The sequence below is a fragment of the Planobispora longispora genome (genome assembly GCF_016863135.1).
GTDB classification, from domain to species: Bacteria; Actinomycetota; Actinomycetes; order Streptosporangiales; family Streptosporangiaceae; genus Planobispora; species Planobispora longispora.
Genome location: NZ_BOOH01000066.1, coordinates 22484 through 42441 on the forward strand (window position 1 = coordinate 22484; position 19958 = coordinate 42441).

The 19958-nt window shown below is 73.2% G+C and carries 21 protein-coding genes and 1 pseudogene; 5 read left to right on the forward strand and 17 right to left on the reverse strand.

The window, feature by feature from the left end:
• Positions 1-19 precede the first annotated feature (19 nt).
• Positions 20-691 (forward strand): annotated as a pseudogene (locus Plo01_RS41465) (M48 family metalloprotease); the annotation flags it as partial.
• Between the two features lie 197 nt (positions 692-888).
• On the opposite strand, the gene Plo01_RS40725 reads toward Plo01_RS41465, so the two are convergent.
• Positions 889-1356, reverse strand: coding sequence for a hypothetical protein (locus tag Plo01_RS40725; RefSeq protein WP_239317772.1), 468 nt, complete (start codon positions 1354-1356; stop codon positions 889-891).
• Between the two features lie 356 nt (positions 1357-1712).
• Between Plo01_RS40725 and Plo01_RS40730 the strand changes: the two genes are divergently transcribed.
• Positions 1713-2081, forward strand: coding sequence for a hypothetical protein (locus Plo01_RS40730; protein ID WP_239317774.1), 369 nt, complete (start codon positions 1713-1715; stop codon positions 2079-2081).
• A gap of 1 nt (position 2082) precedes the next feature.
• Here the strand turns inward: Plo01_RS40730 and Plo01_RS36425 are convergent, their stop codons facing one another.
• Complete coding sequence (locus Plo01_RS36425; protein WP_203895335.1) at positions 2083-2595, reverse strand: O-acetyl-ADP-ribose deacetylase; 513 nt, start codon at positions 2593-2595, stop codon at positions 2083-2085.
• Positions 2596-2773: 178 nt separating this feature from the next.
• On the opposite strand from Plo01_RS36425, the gene Plo01_RS36430 reads away from it, so the two are divergent.
• Positions 2774-4549 carry a serine/threonine protein kinase gene (locus Plo01_RS36430; RefSeq protein ID WP_203895336.1) on the forward strand — a complete coding sequence of 592 codons (1776 nt, stop codon included), beginning with the start codon at positions 2774-2776 and terminating at the stop codon, positions 4547-4549.
• 129 nt (positions 4550-4678) lie between these two features.
• Here the strand turns inward: Plo01_RS36430 and Plo01_RS36435 are convergent, their stop codons facing one another.
• On the reverse strand, positions 4679-6094 hold the full coding sequence (locus tag Plo01_RS36435) for a S28 family serine protease (RefSeq protein WP_203895337.1): 1416 nt from the start codon (positions 6092-6094) through the stop codon (positions 4679-4681).
• 233 nt (positions 6095-6327) lie between these two features.
• Here Plo01_RS36435 and Plo01_RS36440 point away from each other — a divergent pair, with 233 nt between their 5' ends.
• On the forward strand, positions 6328-7071 hold the full coding sequence (locus Plo01_RS36440; RefSeq protein ID WP_203895338.1) for an SAM-dependent methyltransferase: 744 nt from the start codon (positions 6328-6330) through the stop codon (positions 7069-7071).
• 97 nt (positions 7072-7168) lie between these two features.
• On the opposite strand, the gene Plo01_RS36445 is transcribed toward Plo01_RS36440, so the two are convergent.
• The 8 genes from Plo01_RS36445 to Plo01_RS36480 all read right to left on the reverse strand — a co-directional run bounded on the left by Plo01_RS36445 (position 7169) and on the right by Plo01_RS36480 (position 13666).
• Positions 7169-7762 carry an alpha/beta fold hydrolase gene (locus tag Plo01_RS36445; protein WP_203895339.1) on the reverse strand — a complete coding sequence of 198 codons (594 nt, stop codon included), beginning with the start codon at positions 7760-7762 and terminating at the stop codon, positions 7169-7171.
• Positions 7759-8001 carry a putative antibiotic biosynthesis monooxygenase gene (locus tag Plo01_RS36450; protein ID WP_203895340.1) on the reverse strand — a complete coding sequence of 81 codons (243 nt, stop codon included), beginning with the start codon at positions 7999-8001 and terminating at the stop codon, positions 7759-7761. Before Plo01_RS36450 ends, Plo01_RS36445 begins: the two co-directional genes overlap by 4 nt.
• 120 nt (positions 8002-8121) lie before the next feature.
• Positions 8122-8718 carry a TetR/AcrR family transcriptional regulator gene (locus Plo01_RS36455; protein ID WP_203895341.1) on the reverse strand — a complete coding sequence of 199 codons (597 nt, stop codon included), beginning with the start codon at positions 8716-8718 and terminating at the stop codon, positions 8122-8124.
• Positions 8719-8830: 112 nt separating this feature from the next.
• Entirely contained in the window at positions 8831-9811 is a 981-nt protein-coding gene (locus tag Plo01_RS36460) for a lysozyme (RefSeq protein WP_239317776.1), read from the reverse strand.
• A 319-nt stretch (positions 9812-10130) separates the two neighbouring features.
• The gene (locus Plo01_RS36465) at positions 10131-10496 is read right to left on the reverse strand and encodes a carboxymuconolactone decarboxylase family protein (protein ID WP_239317778.1); all 366 of its coding nucleotides are present in this window, start codon (positions 10494-10496) and stop codon (positions 10131-10133) included.
• Positions 10489-11427, reverse strand: coding sequence for an NAD(P)-dependent oxidoreductase (locus Plo01_RS36470; RefSeq protein WP_203895343.1), 939 nt, complete (start codon positions 11425-11427; stop codon positions 10489-10491). The genes Plo01_RS36465 and Plo01_RS36470 overlap by 8 nt, the downstream gene beginning before the upstream one ends.
• Positions 11424-12173: an SDR family oxidoreductase gene (locus tag Plo01_RS36475; RefSeq protein WP_203895344.1), complete on the reverse strand. Its 750-nt coding sequence runs from the start codon at positions 12171-12173 to the stop codon at positions 11424-11426. The genes Plo01_RS36470 and Plo01_RS36475 overlap by 4 nt, the downstream gene beginning before the upstream one ends.
• Positions 12170-13666, reverse strand: a complete 1497-nt coding sequence (locus Plo01_RS36480; RefSeq protein ID WP_239317780.1) for an aldehyde dehydrogenase — start codon at positions 13664-13666, stop codon at positions 12170-12172. The genes Plo01_RS36475 and Plo01_RS36480 overlap by 4 nt, the downstream gene beginning before the upstream one ends.
• Positions 13667-13689: 23 nt before the next feature.
• Here Plo01_RS36480 and Plo01_RS36485 point away from each other — a divergent pair, with 23 nt between their 5' ends.
• Positions 13690-14361, forward strand: coding sequence for a hypothetical protein (locus Plo01_RS36485; protein ID WP_203895345.1), 672 nt, complete (start codon positions 13690-13692; stop codon positions 14359-14361).
• A 99-nt stretch (positions 14362-14460) separates the two neighbouring features.
• Here Plo01_RS36485 and Plo01_RS36490 read toward each other — a convergent pair whose 3' ends face one another.
• The 6 genes from Plo01_RS36490 to Plo01_RS36515 form a co-directional block, all read right to left on the reverse strand.
• Positions 14461-15012, reverse strand: coding sequence for a Cif family virulence factor (locus tag Plo01_RS36490; RefSeq protein WP_239317782.1), 552 nt, complete (start codon positions 15010-15012; stop codon positions 14461-14463).
• Between the two features lie 139 nt (positions 15013-15151).
• The gene (locus Plo01_RS36495) at positions 15152-15355 is read right to left on the reverse strand and encodes a ferredoxin (protein WP_203895346.1); all 204 of its coding nucleotides are present in this window, start codon (positions 15353-15355) and stop codon (positions 15152-15154) included.
• Between the two features lie 37 nt (positions 15356-15392).
• Positions 15393-16730 carry a lanosterol 14-alpha demethylase gene (gene cyp51, locus Plo01_RS36500; protein ID WP_203895347.1) on the reverse strand — a complete coding sequence of 446 codons (1338 nt, stop codon included), beginning with the start codon at positions 16728-16730 and terminating at the stop codon, positions 15393-15395.
• Positions 16727-17554, reverse strand: coding sequence for an SDR family oxidoreductase (locus Plo01_RS36505; protein WP_203895348.1), 828 nt, complete (start codon positions 17552-17554; stop codon positions 16727-16729). Before Plo01_RS36505 ends, cyp51 begins: the two co-directional genes overlap by 4 nt.
• A 57-nt stretch (positions 17555-17611) precedes the next feature.
• Complete coding sequence (locus tag Plo01_RS36510) at positions 17612-18862, reverse strand: cytochrome P450 (protein WP_203895349.1); 1251 nt, start codon at positions 18860-18862, stop codon at positions 17612-17614.
• Positions 18863-18867: 5 nt separating this feature from the next.
• Entirely contained in the window at positions 18868-19461 is a 594-nt protein-coding gene (locus Plo01_RS36515) for a TetR/AcrR family transcriptional regulator (protein WP_239317784.1), read from the reverse strand.
• Positions 19462-19958: the final 497 nt, after the last annotated feature.

Consider the following 19958-nt stretch of genomic DNA (forward strand, 5'->3'; position numbering starts at 1 on the left):
ATGGACCGTTTCCATACTCATGGCCGCCGTGACGCTGTACCTCCTCCTCCCCAGGTGGAAGGCGCGCCGCGGCCGCGCCGTGCCGGTCGAGGCGGTGGACGGAGAGCTGGGACCGCTGCTGTCGGAGCTGGCCGCTCGGGCGGGGGTCGGGAACGTGCGCTTCACCGTGGACCCGGCCGCCGCGTCGACCGGTGCGGTGGCCTTCGGCCGCCCCGGCCGCTACGTGGTGTGCCTGTACGGCGGACTGCTGGCGCGGAGGTTCTCGGACCCGGCCGGATTCGAGGCCGTGGTCCTGCACGAACTGGCGCACGTGCGCAGTGGCGACGTCCGGTTCGCCTACGCGACGACCGCCCTGTGGCGTGTCTTCCTCGCGGGCGTGCTGCTGCCTTACGCCGTGCTGAAGGTCAAGATCCTTTTCGATCTGGTCGACCGCCCCGAGGTGTTCCGGGATGCGGATCTCCCGTCGCAGTGGTTCGGTCTCGCCCAGGTGCTCGTCCTGACGGCCCTGCTCACCCTCGCCCGGGCCGATCTGCTGCGCAACCGGGAGTTGTACGCCGACAACGCGGCCGTCCGCTGGGGCGCGTCCCCGGCGGTGTGGATCGGACGCGCCGCCGGAGACCGTGCGCGCGGACCGTGGCGGGCGATCACTGATCCGTGGCGGACGCATCCGAGCTGGGAACGGCGCGTCCGCTCGCTCCACGACCCCTCCGCGCTCTTCGACGCGTTCCCGGCTCTGCCGATGCTGCTGACCGGGGCGGCCACCCTTTTCACCGCGGCGGAGCTGCCCTCCCTCCTGCGCATGTTCGAGTTGCCGACGGTGCTGGAGCGGGGGGTCATGCTTCCTCTCGTCGCCGGTCTCGCCGCGGGCGTCATCGTGACGGCGCTCGGTCAGGCGACCGCCCACGCGGTGGCCGCCGGGCGGCCGGCGCCGTCCGGGTTGCGGGCCGGGTTGTGGTTCGGCGCGGGGCTGCTCGGCGCCGAGCTCGTGCTCAACCAGATCGCCTCCACCGGCTGGCTGCCCGCCAGGCCCGCCGTCATGCTCTTCCTCCCGGTCGCGGCCGTCGTCACCTGCTGGTGGGTCACCGACGCCGCAGAGCTGTGGATCAGGATGCGCCCCGCCCGTCCGATGCTGCCGGTGCTGCTGGCCGGGACCGTCGCGACCGGAGTCGTCGTCTTCGCCTGGCTGACGTGGTGGAAGGACATGGGACGCCTGCTGGTCGACGCCTGGTCTCCCACCCCGGTCATACTCGGCTGGTTCCAGGCCCTGGGGGGTCCCGCCGAGCCGGGAGGAGCGGTGCTCCCCGCGCTCGCCGCGGTGGCGAGCGTGCTCGGCTGGGTGGCGCTGGCGGCGGTCATGGCGTACATGAACTCTCGCCCTGGCCGTACCGGCCGCCGGTCTCGCGGTCCTGCTCGTCGGCCCGTGGGGGAAGCGTCTGCGCGGAGCGGGACGGTGGGCCGCACGACACCCCCGGGAGTCGGCCGCCCGCCGGTCTTCCGTCTCCCGGAGCGTGATCGCGGTCTTTCTCTGCGCGGCTGTGGCGCTGGTCTCGCTCGGGAGTCAACGCTCCCGGTCCTCCCTCCCGGACCAGACGGAGCAGCCGGGAATGTCGAGGCAGGCGACGGAACTGAAGCTGACGGATTACCTCCGTCGTACTTCTCCCTCGGCGGAGGTACGAGCCTTTCAGATAAGCGCGTGGTTCATCAGCGGTGGTATGGACATTCTCGACCGCCTCGCCCGGGACGTCGGGTCCCTCACCGAGGCCGTGCAGGCGGAGGTGCCGGACGGCGCGGAGAAGCTCGGCGAGGCGGGCCGCGTCGGCGAGGCGCTCAAGGCCCTCTCCGCCGACGTCGACCGCGCCGTGCGCTACTTCCCCATTCCCGACAGCCGGGAGCAGCAGCAGTGGGCCGAGATTCTCGCGACCCTGAAACGGGAGTCGACCGCGGGACTGGACGCGCTGGGACGCGGTGACCTGGGCGCTTTCAGGGCGGTGGAGGATCGCCTGGTCACGGTGCCGCAGTCCATGATCTCTCTACTGGAACAGCTGCTGGAGACGATGAAGGCGGGCAGGGTCGGCCGGTGAGTCAGCCGGGGCCGAGGGCCCGTTCGAAGGCGGCGTACGCGTCCGCGGTGAACAGCACGAACCGGGCCTCCTCGACCCGTGACGGCGCGGCGCGCACGGCGCCGACCGCGATCCGGGCGGCGTCGTCCATCGGCCAGCCGAAGATCCCGGTGGACACCGCGGGGAAGGCGACGGTGGCCGCGCCCAGTTCGTCGGCGACCCGGAGGGACTCCCGGTAGCAGGAGGCGAGCAGCTCCGAGCGGTCCTCCCCGGCGGAGTGGACGGGACCGACGGTGTGGATGACCCAGCGGGCCGGGAGCTCGCCGGCCGTGGTCGCCACGGCCTGGCCGGTCGGCAGCCCCCGGCCGTAGTGCGAGGCCCGCAGTCTCCGGCACTCCTCGAGGATCGCGGGGCCGCCGCGCCGGTGGATCGCCCCGTCGACCCCGCCGCCTCCCAGCAGGGAGGAGTTCGCGGCGTTGACGACGGCGTCGACGCGCTGCGCGGTGATGTCTCCGTGGAACAGGGTGATGCGCATGCCGCCGAGTCTGCCAGCACGTCCCGCCGGGAAGGGCGTCCGGCGGGCCGCCGGAAGGCGTCCGGGCTGGAGGGGCAGGCGGGACGCTGGAAACGTCCTGCGCATTCTGCGCTCGCGAAATAGGCCTTATCGCCAATAAGGTACGACCCTGGTGGTGATCTTACGGGGAGTGTGGGACATGACACCGTTACGGCCGGGGGATCCGCGACAGCTGGGGCCGTACCGAATCACGGGACGCCTCGGCGGCGGCGGGCAGGGAATCGTCTATTTCGCGCATTCTCCGGACGGAACGCCGGTCGCGGTGAAAGTGCTCAGGGAGCATATCGCCGAGGACGCCGGGGTGCTCGCCCTGTTCGCGGAGGAAGTGCAGGCCGCCAAGCGCGTGTCCCCCTTCTGCATCGCCCAGGTTCTCGACGACGACCTGACCGGTGATCATCCCTACATCGTCACCGAGTACGTCCACGGCCCCACCCTCCAGCAGGCCGTCGCCGACCACGGCCCCTACGGCGGCCAGGACCTGCACCGGCTCGCGGTCGCCACGATGACCGCGCTGGCCGCCATCCACGAGGCCGGCGTCGTCCACCGCGACCTCAAGCCCGCCAACGTCCTGCTCGGCCCGGACGGCCCGCGTGTGATCGACTTCGGTGTCGCCCGCGCCCTGGAGAGCACGTCGGCCACGGCCAGCAGGATCGTCGGCACGCCCGCCTACATGGCGCCCGAGCAGTTCTCCGGCGCCCGCATCGGTCCCGCAGCCGACATCTTCGCCTGGGCCGTGCTGATGGTCTTCGCCAACACCGGCAGGCCCGCCTTCGGCAGCGACAGCCTTCCCGCCATCAGCTACCGCGTTCTGAACGCGGATCCCGACCTCGGCGACATCGCCGACCCGCTCCGGCGGATTCTGCTCTCCTGCCTGAGCAAGGATCCCGCCGCCCGCCCGCAGGCCGCCGACCTCCTCCTCGACCTGCTGGGACGGGGCGCCGCCGGCGCGGTGCCCGTCGTTCCCGCCGAGGCGCCCGCGTACGGAGCGGAACGGCCCGCCGCCCCGGTCCCCTCCTCCGGCGGGGCTCCGGATCCGGCGGCCGGGGGGCGGAGGCGCGGGTACAGGCCGCTGCTCTCCGCCCTGCTGGCGGGTGCGGTCGCCGTCGCCGTGATCGCCGGAGTGCGGTTGTGGCCGCCCGGCTCGACGGCCGGCGGCGCCGCCCTGGCCGGTCCGCGGCCGTCCGCGGCCGCCTCGGAGAATCCCGCGCCCAGCCTCCTCCCGTCCTCCCCGGGCGAGACCGGCGGACGACAGCCCGGCGAGACCCCCACCGGGACCGCCGGGACCCGGTCCGCCACCTCGCCCGCGTCCGTGCCGAAGCCCAGGCGCACGCGCAGCGCGGAACCGGAGCCCACACGCAGCACGGAGCCCAAGCCCAAGCCCACACCGACGTCCACGCGCAGCGCGGCGCCCGAGCCCACGCGGGACGTGTCGCCCGATCCCGAGCCCGACCCCGGCACGCCGCCGCCTTCCGCCGGACCGGGGGAACTCCGGAACGTCCCGGATCAGGGAGGAGGGGTGTACCGGATCATCAACAGGAACAGCGGCCTGTGCCTGCACGTCCGCGGCGGCAGCGGGGACGACGGCGCGCGGATCGTGCAGTCGCCCTGCACCGGGGGCGCCGGTCAGACCTGGTCCGTTTTCGGCGACGGCGCGATCGTCAACGGCCGCAGCGGGAAGTGCCTGGCCATGCCGCGCAGCAGTACGGACGACGGCGCTCTGGCGATCCAGTGGGAGTGTCTGCCCGCCAGCCGCGGGCAGAAATGGGGGTTCCGCGGCAAGGAGATCGTCAACCGCAACAGCGGGAAGTGCCTGGCCCTGCCGCGCAGCGCCGTGGAGCCGGGCGTCCAGGCGATCCAGTGGGAGTGCCTGACCGCCAGCCGCGGGCAGAAATGGCGGTTCGCCCCGGCCGGCTGACGGTCGGGCGCGGGACCGGCCTCGGAGCCGGTTCCGAAGCCGTTCCGGAGCCGTTCCGCGGCCGGGGCGCGCGGCTCCCGCGCGGCGGGCCGTACGGCGTGCGGCCGCACGGCCCGCCGCGGGGCCCGCTCAGAACGTCCGGCGGTCGGGGAGCATGTCGTCGTCGGGCACGGACGGCGGCGCGCTCCGCGTGACCGGCGGCGCGTCGGTCACCCCGGCCCAGCGCCGCAGGGTCGCCGTCGCCGCCTCGCGGTCGGCCTCGGCCAGGGCGGAGACGTTGGCCCCGTGGTTGGCTCCCGGCGCGACGTACAGGTGGGAGTCGTTCCTGCTGGGCGTGAACCGCTCGGCTCCCCACGGGTCGTTCTCGCCGTAGACGAACATCATCCGGCTCGACCGCGAGCGCACCCAGTGGTCCACGTCCAGCATCGGCCACGGGTCGTGCCGGGAGCGCAGCTCGGCGGGGAGGACCGAGTTGGGCTGGTAGAGGCCGGGGTGGCGGGTCAGGCCGCGCAGGTGCCGGAACCTCAGCTCGGGCCAGCCGAGCTGGGTGGCCGCCTGGTAGTAGTACGGCGTGTAGTACTCGATGCCCTGGTCGGTGTAGAACGACCAGCCCGCGACGGAGTCGATCCAGGCGTAGAGCTCGTCGTCGGAGGCCGTGGCGGGCGGCACGTCCGCGCAGTCGGCCGCGGTGGAGTACTGCCAGAACGCCCACACCGTGTCGAGCACCGTCATCTCGAACGACCGGTCGGCGCTGCCCAGCGTCCGGGTGAAGGTGTAGCCGTTCTGCGCGGCGTACGCCTCCAGCCTGGGCACCAGCCGGTCGCGGCGCTTGAGCGCCTCCTTCTGCACGGTGTCCAGCGCGGTGCGGCAGGCGGCGTCGCCGACGGTGGCGAAGAACCTGTCGTAGGCGCCGTCGAGGGGGTTGACCCGGTCGTTCGGGGCGACGTAGGCCACCACCCCGTCCACGTCACCGGGGTAGAAGCGCCGGTGGTAGACCGAGGTCATGCCGCCCTTGCTCGCGCCCGTCTGGATCCACTTGCCGGAGTAGACCGTCTTGAGCGCCTGGACGATGCGGTGCTCGTCACTGGCCTCCTGCCAGATGGTGAGGTCGCGCCAGTCCGCCGGGTCCGGCCGGGACGAGCGGAAGAACCGGTGCTCGACCGAGACCTGGTTGCCGTCCAGCAGCCGGGTCGGCTCGGTCCGGGAGGGGGCGGGGTTCACCGGCAGGCCGTACCCGCCGGTGAACAGGACCGTCGGAGCGGTCTCGGAGCGGTGCAGCAGGGTGAGCCGCTGCTGGTAGGTGCCCTTGCCGGGATCGCGGTGGTCCACCGGCTGGGTGAAGGCGAGGACGAAGAACCGGTAGCCGGCCGGCTGGGTCTCCGAGACCACGCTCAGGCCGGGGATGGCCTTGAGCCTGGCCAGCAGGGGGTCCTCGGCCGTCACGGCGGCCGGGGCGGGCGGTCCCGTCTCCGCCCCGGCGGGCAGGGCGACGGAACCGGCGGTGAGCAGGGCGAGGACGAGGGCGGGGATCACCCGGGTTCGCACGATCAGCCTCCTGGGGGTCGCGCCGCCGGACGACGCGAGGGATCCCGGGCCCGGTCGGGGAGGGAGTGCGTGGTCCGGTGACGTCTGAGAGATGAGCGCCTCGCTGTCACCCTAGTGACGTCCGTCGCGTTTGAGGAGATCTTTCCGGTGGCCGTACTCCGTGATACCCGGACACCGCGTATATCCGGTTATCCGGTGGAGAAACGTCCGGGCATGGGACAGGGTGGTCGCCCATGGACCGTCAGCTGATCAGCGCCGTCGCGCACACCGACCACCCGATCGCCGCCCCCGTCAGCGAGACCCACCTGGAGCGGCTGCTCACCCGGGCGAAGCTCGGAGCCGGGGCGCGCATCCTCGACCTGGGCTGCGGCGAGGCCGCCTGGACGCTCCGGGCGCTCGAGCTCTACCCGGACGCGACGGCCGACGGGGTGGACATCTCCGCGCGCGCCCTGGCCGCCGCCGCGAAGGGCGCCGGGGCGCGCGGGCTCGCCGACCGGATCGGGCTGCACGAGACGCCGGCCGCCGGCTTCACCGCCGCCGAGCCGTACGACCTGGTGCTCTGCGTGGGGGCCACGCACGCCTTCGGCGGGCTCGCCGCGACCGTGGAGGGCGTGCGCCGGTTCCTGCGGCCCGGCGGCCTCGCCCTCGTCGGGGAGGGCTTCTGGGAGGCGCCGCCCACCCCGGAGGCGCTGGCCGAGCTGGAAGCGACCCCCGACGAGTTCGCCGACCTCCCCGGTACGGTCGCCGTCGCCGAGGAGGCCGGTTTCCGGGTCGTGTACGGGCACACCAGCGAGCTCGCCGAGTGGGACGAGTACGAGTGGTCCTGGACCGGCAGCCTGACCCGGTGGGCCCTCGACCACCCCGGCCCCGACGGCGAGGCGGCCCTGGCCGCCGCCCTGGAGCACCGGGACATGTGGCTGAACGGCTACCGGGGCGTCCTCGGCTTCGTCACGCTCCTGCTCCGCCGCACCGGCTGACGGCCGGGCGGCGGGGACGGGGCCGCGGTCTCCGGGGGAGGATCTCGCCGAAGACGGCGGCCCCTTCGTCGGGATCGGCGGGGCCGGCCGCCCGGTGTCAGGAGGCGGCGGGGAGCAGTCCCGTCACCAGCGGGGTCACCTCCGGAAAGGCCAGGCCGGTCGGGACGTCGTCGGGACTCCAGATCGGGAAGTGGCCTCCGGCGGCCCGGACGGTGGCCGTGGCCCCCAGCTCGGTCACATAGTGCCTGGCGTGATCGAACGGGTCGGGGGTGAGCACGGGGTCGTCGGCCGCGACGAGCACCTGGAACGCCCGGGCCGCCCGGCGGATGCGCGCCCAGTCGAACCGGGGGGCGAAGAACGGGTTCAGCGCCTCGTAGCCGACCTCCTTGTAGGGGGTGGCGACCAGAACGGCCCCGGCGTACGGGCCGTGGCGGTCGGTGTCGTGCCGCTCCAGCAGGCGCAGCAGGGTGACGCCGCCCAGGCTGTGCCCGACCAGCACGGTGTCGGCGGGGTCGGTGTCCCGGGCGGCCGCGGTGAGCGCCGTCAGCCATGCCTCGGGATCGGGCGCGCCGGGCGCGGGCAGCGCGGGGATCCTCACTTCGGCCCGCCCGTCCAGCGCGGTGCGCAGGTACGGGTACCAGAGGCTCTCGGGGCCGGTCTCGACGGCGTGCGCGAGGATGATCGTGCTCATGAGGACTCCGTTTCAGGGGATCGGGTCAGCCACGGGTGGAGGAGCCGGCCGGTGACCGGTGAGACGACATAGGTCATCGCGGCGACCAGGGCGGCGGAGAGCAGCGCGAGGCGCAGGACGGGAGGGACCGCGCCCAGGCGCGGGACCAGGAGGAACTCGGCCAGCGCGAGCAGGGGGAAGAGCCCCAGCCACGCGGAGACGGCCGCTTTCCAGCGGGGTGGTGCGGTATCGAACGTCACGGTGGTAGAAACGAACCGGATCGTTTCCATATTCCGGAGTGGAGATCTTTTTTTCGGTGCGGTGCGGTGCGGTGCGGTGCGGTGCGGGCGTCCCGCATGCCGGGGAGGGGGCGGGATCGGTCAGGAGTAAGCGGCCGTCAGCCGGTCGGCCAGGTCGGCGGCGTACGGGCCGTCCAGCGCCGCGCCGGTGAACAGCGCGCGGTACCACAGCGGCGCGAAGAAGTCGTCGAGGGCGGCGCCGATGTCCGCGTCCGCGCGGAGCTCGCCCCGCTCGCGGGCACGCTCGAAGATCTCTCCGGCGGCGGCGCGGCGGCCGCCCAGGAAGTCCTCCCGGAAGGCCCTGGCCAGCTCGGGGTCGTCGAAGCTCGCCGCCACCAGCCCGGCGACGGTGCGGGCGGTGGCGGTCTCGGTGAGCAGGCCGACGAAGTCGCGCGCGTACCGTTCGAGGTCCTCGCGGAGCGAGCCGGTGTCCGGGACCGTGAGCCGGTCGGCCGCCACGGCGAGGTACGCCTCGATGGCCAGCGCTCCCTTGGACGGCCACCAGCGGTAGATCGTCCGCTTGCTCACTCCCGCCCTGGCGGCCACGGTGTCGAGGCTGAGCTTGAGATATCCGTCCCGCTCCAGCAACTCGGCGGCCACGTCCAGGATCGCCGACCAGGACTCGCGGCTGCGCGGCCGTCCCGGCCCGCGCGGCCCGGCGCCTGCGGCTGCGGACATCCACACCCCCGGTGAGCGGTGAACAGGCTCCGACGAACCTATCAAGGCCGGTGACGCGCGGCGGCCACCGTGCCGGGTGGCCGCTTCCCGCCGCGCCCCCGTCGCCCTCGCGTCAGCGGATGTCGATGTAGTCGGTGCCGCTCCTGGCGGGCAGGCGCCGGGAGTCCCCGGAGTAGACGACCTGCCAGGAGCCGTCCTTGCTCGCCTTGAACGTCTTGCCGAACGTGCCGTTGGAGGCGGTCGTGGCGGTGCCCGCGGTCCGCCAGGCCGACGATCCGCGGGGCTTGAACCGGACGGTGACCCGCTGCCCGGCGGCGGCCTTGCGGGTGCCGGAGGCGTACTGGCTCAGCGTGCCGACGATCTTCAGGCTCCGGCCGCGCCGGACCGGCTCCCGCACGGTGTTCACGAAGGAGATGCGGGTGGTGGCCTTGGACGTGCTCTTGGCCGCCGTGCCGGTTCCCTGTCCGGTGGCCAGCTGCTTGAGCTGCTCGTAGGTGCCGTTGAAGAGGTTCTGGTCGCCGGGGAAGGTGCCGGAGCTGGCGTACTGCCAGATGGCGTGCCGGGTCCAGCCCGACGGGAGGGTGCCGACGGACGAGGAGTAACGGGCCAGCCAGAGCGGGTGGTCGCCGAAGGCGGCGCTGCCGCCGGTGCAGGTCTGCCACCAGTAGGTGTTGGTGTAGATGGTGGGCCGCCTGCCGGTGAGCTGGAGGTAGCGGTCGCTGAAGGCGCGGACCCAGGCGGTCATCTGGGCGGGTGAGAGCCCGTAGCACGTGTTGAGGCCGTTGGAGGAGGTGTACGGGTTGAACTCGATGTCGAGCGCGCCCGGGAGGGTCCAGCCGTCGGCCGTCCAGCCGCCGCCGTTGCGGACGAAGTACTCGGCCTGGGCGGCGCCGGAGGACTTGTGCGGGAGCGCGAAGTGGTAGGCGCCCCGGATCAGGCCGGCCTGCCGGGCGCCGCCGTACTGCGCGGCGAAGTAGGGGTTGCGGTAGGTCGTCGACTCGGTGGCCTTGACGTAGGCGAACCGGCCGCCCGCGCCGTACACCGACGGCCAGGACACGTTCGGCTGGTGGGAGCTGACGTCCAGTCCCCGCACGTCCGTCGTCGCTGTCGCTGTCGCTGTCGCTGTCGCTGTCGCTGTCGCTGTCGCCGTCGCTGTCGCCGTCGCCGTCGACGCGGCCAGCGCGGCGCCGGGGACCGCCGTGGACGTGATGGAGGCGATCATCAAGCCGCCGAGGAGAAGCCCGGACCGTCGTTTCATTCGCCCCATCCCTCGCAGGACGCCGTGCGGCGTCGACCTTTCCCCTCCCGATCGGCCGGTCCGGGGGCCGCATGAGGGATGAGAGGTCAGCGGGAATGTGACTCATGGCACACGGAGGAAGACTCAGAGGGCACGGGAGTCGGGAGGGCGAGGGTCAGGAGGTGGCCCGCCCGTGCTTGGCGATCAGCTTGTCGATCTGGACGCTCAGCCGGGCGCCGAGCGGCCAGCCGATGTAGTGGGTGAGGAAGATGGCGATCTCGCGGAGCTCGTCGGGGGAGAGCTCGGCGTTGGCCAGGGCGGCCGGGATCTGGATGTCGAGGACGTCGTTGAGTCCCTGCCCGGCCAGCGCGCCGACGAGCAGCAGCCGCCGGTCGCGCATCGACAGGCCGGGACGGGTCCAGATCTCCGCGAAGAGATGGTCCACGGTGACGCCGAAGAAGTCGCCGGGGGCGTCGCCGATCTCCCAGCCGTACACCTGGCGCATCATCTCCAGGCCGCGCTCGCGCCGGTCGTCACTCACCGTGCCTCCTGGGGGAGTCCGAAGGGGAAATCCGAGGGGGAAGGCCGAGGCCCTCGGCGAGGCGGTCGAGCGCGAGCCGGGCCAGGGGCGTGTCGACGCCGTGCTCGGCGGCCAGGTCGAGGGCGAGGGACAGGTCCTTCTCGCCGAGCGCGAGCACGTTCTCCATGATCCCGTAGAGCGGGTCGCCGGGATCGAGGGGCGCGGTGGTGGAGCGGAGCATGATCGATCCGGGCCCGCCGGTGACGGCGTCGGAGTGCCGGACGACCCGGGCGAGCCGGCGCAGCGGGACTCCGGCCGCCTCCGCCAGCCGCTGCGCCTCGGCCACGGCGGCGAAGGCGGTGAAGTGCAGCAGGTTGCGGGCGAGCTTGGCCCGGGTGCCCGCGCCGACCGGCCCCATGTGCAGGACGAGATCGGCCCAGGTCCCGAAGGGCTCCCGGCAGCGGGCGAAGGCGTCCTCGGCGCCGCCGACCATGACCGCGAGGGTACCCGCCTGGGCGCCCATGAAGCCGCCGCTGACCGGCGCGTCCACGATGTCGATCCGGTACGGCGACGCCCGCTCGGCGAGCCGTACCGCGGTCGCGGCGTGGATGGTGGAGTGGATCGCGACGATCGTGCCGGGGGCCGCCGCGGGGAGGATCCCGGCCATGACCTCCTCCACCTGGGCGTCGTCGCGGACCATGAGCGAGATGATCCGGCAGCCGGCGGCCACCTCGGCGGGGCCCGCCGCGGCCCGGGCGCCCTTGTCCACCAGCGGGGCCATGGCCTCCGGCCGGGCGTCGTACACGACGAGACCGCGACCGGCCAGGTGCGCCGCCATGGGGGCGCCCATCTGGCCCAGCCCGATGAAGCCGTACGGGCCCGGCGGCTCGTCGCGCGAGTCCGGCGGCTCGTGGGATTGCGCCGGTTCGCGCGGCGTGGGGACGGCGGTCATGAGCGGAACACCTCGCCGCCGTCGACGTTGAAGATCTGCCCGGTGATCCAGGCGGCCTCGTCCGAGAGCAGGAACAGGCACATGCCGGCCAGATCCTGCGGGGTGCCCGTCCGCTTGATCGCCAGTTTGTCGCGCACGATCTTCCTGACCATGCCCTCGGGCACGACGGTGCGGTTGGCCTCGGTGTCGATCGGGCCGGGCGCGATCGCGTTGACCCGGATGCCCATCCCGCCCAGCTCGTGGGCGAGCTGCTGGGTGATGCCGTTGACCCCGGCCTTGGCCAGGCCGTAGAAGCCGGAGTACTGCCAGGCGGCGGTGGACGACTGGTTGACGATCGCCCCGCCGCCGCGCTCCTCCATGTACGGCCGGACGGCGCGGGCGCACAGCAGCGCGCCGTCCATGTTCACCGCCATGAAGCGCTTGTAGTAGTCCCAGTCCACGGTGAACAGGAAGTCCAGCCGCATGGTCCCGAAGATCGCCGCGTTGTTGACCAGGTAGTCGATCCCGCCGAAGCGGTCCGCCGCCGCGGCGGCCATGGCCTCGACCGACGCGGGGTCGGACACGTCGGTGCGGACGTACAGGCCCTTGACCTCCTCGGCGACGGCCGCGCCCTTCTCGCTGACGTCGGCGACCACGACGCTCGCGCCCTCGGCCGCCAGCGCCCGCGCGTACGCCTCGCCGATGCCCTGCGCGGCGCCGGTGACGATCGCGACCCTGTTCTCGAAACGGCCCTCGAAGCGGCTCATCCGGCTCCCTCCCCGGTCCGCGCGATCTCGGCGATCGCCTTGGTCTCCAGGTACTCCTCGAACCCGGCCACGCCCATCTCCCGGCCGATCCCCGACTGCTTGTAGCCGCCGAACGGCACGTCGGCGCCGTACCAGACCCCGCCGTTGACGCTGACGGTCCCGGCCCGCAGCCGCCGGGCCACCGCCCGCGCCCGTTCCGGGTCGCCGCCGTGCACCGCGCCCGAGAGCCCGTACGGCGAGTCGTTCGCGATCCGCACGGCGTCGTCGTCGCCGTCGTGCGGCATGATCACCAGCACCGGGCCGAAGATCTCCTCCCGCGCGGCGCGGGCGGTGTTGTCCAGCCCGGTGATGAGGGTCGGCTCGATCCAGAAGCCCTTGTCCCGGCCCTCCGGCCGCCCGCCCCCGGTCGCGAACGCGCCGCCCTCGGCGCGCGCGAGCTCCAGGTAGCCCTCGATCCGGTCGCGCTGCCGGGCGGAGATGACCGGCCCGCAGACCGTGCGGTCGTCGCGCGGGTCCCGGGCGCCGAGCTTCGCCATCGTGGCGGCGGTGATCTCCACGGCCTCGTCGTGCCGGGCGCGGGGGACGAGCAGCCGGGTGGTGATCGCGCAGCCCTGCCCGGCGTGGGTGATCCCGGCGAAGGCCGCGTACGAGCAGGCGCCGCGCAGGTCGGCGTCGTCGAGCACGATGAAGGCCGACTTGCCGCCCAGCTCCAGGAAGACCCGCTTGACCGTCTCCGCGGCGTCGCGCATGACGGCCCGCCCGGTCGCCGTGGACCCGGTGAAGGAGACCAGGTCGACCCGGGGGTCGGCGGAGAGCATCGCGCCGAGGGCGTGGTCGGCGCCGGTGACGATGTTGACCACGCCGGGCGGGATGTCGGTCTCCTCGGCGATGAGCACGCCGAGCACGGCCGCGCACCAGGGCGTGTCGGGGGCGGGCTTGAGCACGACCGTGTTCCCCGCGGCGAGCGCCGGGCCGAGCTTGGCCAGGTTGATCTGGTGCGGGAAGTTCCAGGGGGTGACCGCGCCGACCACGCCCACCGGCTCGCGCACGACGCGGCGGTCGCTGGCCATGCCCATGGGCGCGGCCCGGCCGAGGTCGTGCTCCCACTCGTAGCGCTCGGCGAGGTCGGCGAACCAGGCGAGGTCGGCGACGGGGGCGTCGAGCTGCGCGCCGTACGTCAGGAACCGCGGGGCGCCGGCCTCGGAGACGGTGAGCTCGCGCAGCTCGTCGGAGCGGCGGGTGAGCGCCTCGGACAGCTGGCGCAGGCAGCGCACCCGCAGGCCGGGGTCGGCGGCCCAGCCGGAGGAGTCGAAGGCGCGCCGGGCGGCGGCGATCGCGCGGTCCATGTCGGCGGGGGCGGCGTCGGCGGCCTCGCCCAGGACCTCCTCGGTCGCCGGGTCGACCGTCTCGAAGCGGCGGGGGCCGGGGAGGAGCTCCCCGTCGATCAGGAGAGGTGAAGAACTGCCGAGCAAGCGATCGGTTGTTCTGGACACATGTCCAGACTACAGTTCACCCCATGACGGAACGCAAGGACTATTCCGGAGAATTCGCTCCAGGCTTCCGCTTCGAGGACCTGTCGAAAGAGGCCCTGGTCCGGCTCGTCCGGGAGTACGGCCTGATCGTCCACCTGCTCGACCGCGCGGCCCTCACCGCGGTGGGCCTGCGGTACGGGCAGAAGGCGGTCGAGGAGATCGCCATCGAGGAGTGGCGCGGCGCCAGCCCGATCTACACGGACCGGATCCGCGAGATCATGAAGATCGAGGGGAACGGGGTCTCGGCGATCTTCAAGTGCCTCCAGCTCGACCCCGGCTTCGCCCAGCACTACATGGACGTGGAGTACGAGCTCGTCTCCGAGACCCACGGCTTCTTCCAGCTCCGCTCCTGCGGGGCGCTGCTGGACGTCGAACCCTTCGGCGAGCGCTCCATCCGGGGCATGTGCCACCACATCGAGGACGGCACCTTCGACTGGACCGCCCAGGCGGTCAACCCGCGTGCCCGCATCCGCCCGGTCCACCGCCCGCCCCGGGAGCCGGCCGGGCGGGTCCCGCACTGCCGCTGGGAGATCATCATCGACGAGGAGACCGAGCCGGTCGGGGAGGCCGAGATCACCCGGATGACCCGGGGCACCACGGCCGCCCGCTTCCGCTTCCCGCCGATGCGCGACGGCACTCCGCACATCCCCGCCTGACGGCGCCCCGCGCGTCCCCGCCGTACGGCGCCCGCCACGACGCCCGCCGTACGGCCCGCCCGCCTTCCGGGCGGGCCGTGAGGTCAGGAGGTCAGGAGGTCACCAGATGGGGACCGGGGTCTCGCCGCGCCGGTAGTAGCCGGGGACCGGCCGGCCCGAGGCGGCCCTGTCGAGGCGGCGCTTCATGCCGTCCGACAGGACACCGGCCTTCATCATCTCCACGAACAGCGAGGTGACGTTCCCCAGGTCGAACCAGTCGCGCTGCCAGGACCACCGGAAGCCGCCGCCGTACCGGAACCAGCTGCCCCCGATGCCCGCCACCTCGTAGGCGCTCCCGTCGGGGCGCCTGGCGTCGGCGATCTGCTTCCAGAAGCCGACCACCTCGCCGTTGCGGTCGTCGACGAGGATGCTCTGGTACGGGTACGACCAGCCGTCCAGGCCGCCCATCTCCGAGCCGAGGGCCAGGTCGCGGATCTCGTCGCGGCCCACCGCCATGAAGTCCTGGCCTGGGCCGACGTTCCAGCCGTAGGTGGCGTCCTCGGTGTACAGCTCGGCCAGCGGGCGCCAGTCGCCCGCCTCCTCGCAGCGCCGGTTGGCCTCCAGCCACCGGTTCACCATCTCGTCCAGCTCGTCGCGGTCGAAGGCGGGCACGGGATCTCCTCTCCACGGGTTCAGGGCTCTCGGCCCAGCGGTCGGGGTCTGGGACGTACGGGGATCAGGGCTCACGGCGAGGGCCAGGACTCACGGCGGGGATCGGGGTCCGGGACGACGGCGCGGGAGGTCCGCAGGCTCACGGGCCGGGCCCGGAGGTCAGCCGGAGCGCCCCGGTCGGGCAGTGGCGGACGGCCGCCTCGACCTCGCGGCGCAGCGACTCGGGGGGCTCGGGGTCCAGGATCCGCACCTTCCCCTTCCGGGGGACCTCGAAGACGTCGGGCGCCTCCAGCTCGCACATCGCGTGCCCCTGGCACAGGTCGAGATCGGCCTCCACCCTCACGGCCGCCTCCCCCGTCCGCCTCGCCTGCCGCGGCCCGTCACGGCCGCCGCCTGCGGTAGCGCACCGCGCACGGCCGGGCCAGCTGCACCACCATCTTCGAGTGGTCGTTGCGGTAGGAGTCCGGGTCCTGCGCGAGGGAGAACTCCCAGTCGCGCAGGAGCACCGAGAAGATCGCCTTGAGCTGGATCATCGCGAAGTTCGCGCCCACGCAGCGGTGCCGCCCGGCGCCGAACGGCACCCACGTCCACCGGTTGAGGACGTCCTCCTCGCGGGGCACGGCGTAGCGCGCGGGATCGAAGGCGTCGGGGTCGGGGAAGTCCGCGGCGATCCGGTTGGAGACCGCCAGGCTGCAGCCGACCATCGTCCCCGCCGGGATCCGGTATCCCAGCACCTCCTGGTCGGACTTGGCCACGCGCAGCAGGAGGATGAGCGGCGGGTGCAGGCGCAGCGCCTCCTTGACCGCCGATTCGAGCCGCGGGATCTCGCGGAGGGCCTGGAAGCTGATCTCCGAGCCGTCGGCGTAGAGCTCGTCGAGCTCCTCGACGACCCCGTCCAGCACCCCGGGATGGCGCAGCAGCTCGATCAGGGTCCAGGCCGCGGTGCCGGAGCTGGTGTGGTGCCCGGCGAACATCATCGAGATGAACATCCCGGTGACCTGGTCCGCCGAGAACCGCGGCGAGCCGTCCTCCTCGCGGATCGACATCAGGACGTCGAGGAGGTCCCGCTCCTCCCGCGGCGGGCGCGGCCCGGCGGCCCGGCCGTCCATGATCCCCTGCACGAGGGCGACCAGCTGGACGCGGGCGGCGTCGCGGCGGCGGAAGCTCTCGATGTCGGCGTACGGATCGACGTAGGCGAGCGCGTCGGTGCCCCGTTCCAGGTCGTGGTAGAGCTCGGCGAAGCGGTGGTCGAGCTGCTCGCGGAAGCGCCTGCCGATCAGGCACGCCGAGGAGGTGTAGATGGTCAGCTCGGCGAACCAGTCGAGCAGGTCGATCTCACCCTCGTCCCCCCACGCGGCGACCATCCGGTCCACCTCCGCGGCGATCGTGGCGGCGTGGCCCTTCAGGAAGGATCCCTTGAGCGCCTGGTTGTGCAGAGCCTCCCGGCGCTGCTCGGGGGTGGCGTCGAAGACGACGCCCTCACCGAAGATCGGCGTCATGAAGGGGTAGGCCTCGGCTTGGTCGAGCTCCTCGTCGGGGGCGCGGAAGAAGAACTCGTTGGCCTCCGCGCCCGACAGCAGCACCACGGGGCGGCCGGCCAGCCGGAACTCCCCGACGTCCCCGCACTCCTGGCGGACCCGCCGCATCAGGGCGATGGGATCGGTGCGCAGCTCCTCGAGGTGGTCGGGACCTCCCGAGACGACGGCGGGCTGTTTCATCGCCCCTCCTCCCCTCCGGAGACGGCTGTGGACTCTGCGGCTGTCGCGGGTTTCGTGACGGCCGCCTCCGGCTGGACCTCGACGAGCGTCAGGTGGGTGCCGCGCGGCGTCGCGACGACGGCGGCGATCACCGCGGCGACGTCCTCGGCCCGCAGGAAGTACGGATGACGGGCGAGCCCCCACCGCACCCACTCGTCCAGGACCTCCCCGGTCGTCTCCGCGTCCCAGCCCATGCCCATGCCGGTCATGGTCGGGCCGGGACGGACCACCGAGGCCCGGACGCCGGTGCCCTCCAGCTCCATCTGCAGGGCCCTGGCCATTCCCTCCACGCCGTTCTTGGCCGCGACGTACGCGCCCATGCGGGTGCGCGGGGCCCGGACGACGTCGGAGGAGACGAGGACGACGTCACCCCGGCCGCGCGCGACCATGCCGGGCACGACATGGGAGACCAGGCGGTGCGCGCCCACCAGGTGGACCTGGACCTGGGCGGCGAAATCCTCGGAGTCCAGCTCGTGGACACGCTCGGCGCCGAGGTCCCCGGCCCCCGACACGACGATCTCGGGGTCGCCGAGCGCCGCGGCGGCGGCCGAGACGAAGCGCGCGACCGAGCCGGAGTCGGCGACGTCCAGGGGATGGGCGAACGCCTCGCCGCCGTCCTTGCGGATGGTCTCGGCGAGTTCCTCGCACCGGTCCGTCCGGCGCGCGCCGAGGGCGACCGGGTGACCGGCGGCGGCCAGCAACGCGGCGGTGGCGGCGCCGATCCCGGAGGACGCCCCGGCGATCAGTGCGGGGCGGCGGTGCGGGTGGGGTTCGAATCGGGGCATGTACGCGCTCTCCAGACACTGGATGTGGTTCACGGCGCGGTCCGGACGGGGGAGTGGTCAGGACGGGGTGCGGAGGGTGACGGAGACGGGCAGGGAGGCGAAGCCGCGGACGTTGACCGAGTGCACGCGGACGGAGTCGCCCTCGTCCACCTCGTAGTCCCGGACCCGCCGGACGAACTCGGTCAGCGCGACGCGCGCCTCCAGCCGCGCCAGACTGGCGCCCAGGCAGAAGTGCCGCCCGCCGCCGAAACTGATCATCTGGGAGGTGTCGCGGTCGAGGTCGTAGGCGTCCGGGTCGGGGAAGACCCGGGGGTCGCGGTTGGCCGCGCCGACCAGCAGCAGCATGCGGTCCCCGGCCGGGACCGCATGGCCGTACAGCTCGATGTCCTCGGTGACGGTGCGGGCGAGCATCTGGCTGGAGGCGTCGTAGCGGAGCGTCTCCTCCACCCAGTCACCGACCCGGGCCGGGTCGTCCATGGGCTTGGCCAGCTGGACGGGGTTGCGCCGGCCCCAGTGGAGCGCGTTGGCCAGCAGCTTGGTGGTGGTCTCGTTGCCCGCCACCACCATGAGGAAGAGGAAGGCGATGACCTCCTCCTCGCTCAGCCGGTCGCGGCCCTCCCGGGCGGTCAGCAGCGCGGAGGGGAGGTCGGCGCCGGGCGCACGGCGGCGCTCGGCCACGAGGTCCTGGTAGTAGCCGACGAGGGTGAGGGACGCCTCCATCCCGGCGGGCGGGACGTCGTTGAGCCCCTCCTCGCGGTGGACGACCAGGTCGGCCAGGCGCCGCAGCTCGTCCCGGTCGGCCTCGGGCACGCCCATCAGCTCGCAGACGACGTCCATCGGGAGCTTGCCCGCGACGTCGGCGACGAAGTCGAACTCTCCCTTCTCCAGGGCGGGATCGAGGTGGAGGCGGGTCAGACGCAGGATGTCGCCCTCCAGCTCGCGGACCCGGCGGGGGGTGAAGCCCTTGGAGACCAGGGACCGCATCCGGGTGTGCTCGGGCGGGTCCATGCCGAGGAAGGACATCGTGCGGTGCGCGTGCGGGCCCCAGGCGCTCGGGTCGAGGGAGACGCCGTTGGCGTTGGAGAAGCGCTCGTGGTCCCGGAAGGCGGCGGCCACGTCGGCGTGGCGCGACAGGGCCCAGAAGCCGAGGGTCTCGTCGCGGTAGAGCGGGGCCTCCTCCCGCAGGCGCGCGTACGTCGGGTAGGGATCCTCGTGGATCGCGTAGTCGTAGGGGTTGTAGGTGACCCGGTCGTGCGTGCTCTGGTTGTGCGCACTGCTGTCGCGTGTGCTCTGGAGGGAGGAGTCCACGGCGGTTACCTCACGATCAGCTCGGCGATGTCGGCGAGGCGGTCGGCCATCTCCCCGTAGGAGGTGTAGCCCATCCCGGCATGCAGGAGCGCGCCCGCGTAGGCGAACTCCAGCGCGTTCAGCATCCGGTGGTCGGCCCGCGAGCCGAGCGCGGCCCGCAGGCGGCGGCGGATGGCCAGGCCGATGCGGGCGCGCAGTTCCTGGACGTCCGGATCGGTGCCGAGCATCGCGGTCGTGCAGGCCGCGGCGAGCCGGGGCTCGTCCGAGACCAGCAGGGTGATCTCGCGGAGCACGGCGACCACGCGCTCACGCGCCCCGGCCGCGGTGTCCACCGGATCGTCCACCGGGTCGTCCAGCGGTGGCAGGGCGCTCAGCCGCCGCCAGAACACCTCGGTGACGAGGTGGTTCTTGGAGGCGAAGTAGGTGTACGCCGTCGCGGGCGCGACCCCGGCCCGGCGGGCGACGTTGCGGACGGTCAGCCCGTCGAAGCCGGTCTCCCGGATCTCCTCGACGGCCGCCTCGGTCAGCCGCCGCACGGTGTCCGCCTGACGCTCGGTCAGCCGCCGGCGGGTGGGCTCTGCAACCAACTTTCCGGACACATGTCCAGACATTAGTTCAGACCATCCTCCCGCACAAGCGGTTGCTAGGGAGGACTGCCGCGTGTCCGGGTGGGGCGTTCCGGTGGCCGTACGGCCTGGGCCGGGGGAGTGGTCATCGGTTCCGGGGTCCTCGATGACCAGAGGGAGGATGCCCGTGAGGATCCGCGGCAGGGTCGCCGGGGTCGTCGCCAGGGAACGGGACGGGCGGACGTACGAGATCCACACCCCGGTGGTCGTCGGGGCCGACGGGCGGCGTTCCACCGTGGCCCGGCTCGCCGGCGCGGGCCCGCCGTACCTGTCCGCCCCGGGCGGGCGGGCCTGCTGCTACGCCTGGATGACCGCCTTCCTCGACGTCTACTCCCGGACCGTACGGCCCGGCGAGGCCCTCACCTGCTTGGCCGCCTGGACCGCACGCGCGCTGCTGCGCCCCGGCACCGATCGGCACGGCCTGCTCCGCATCATCGGATACTGGTGGTGGATCTCGCCTCAGGAGGTGC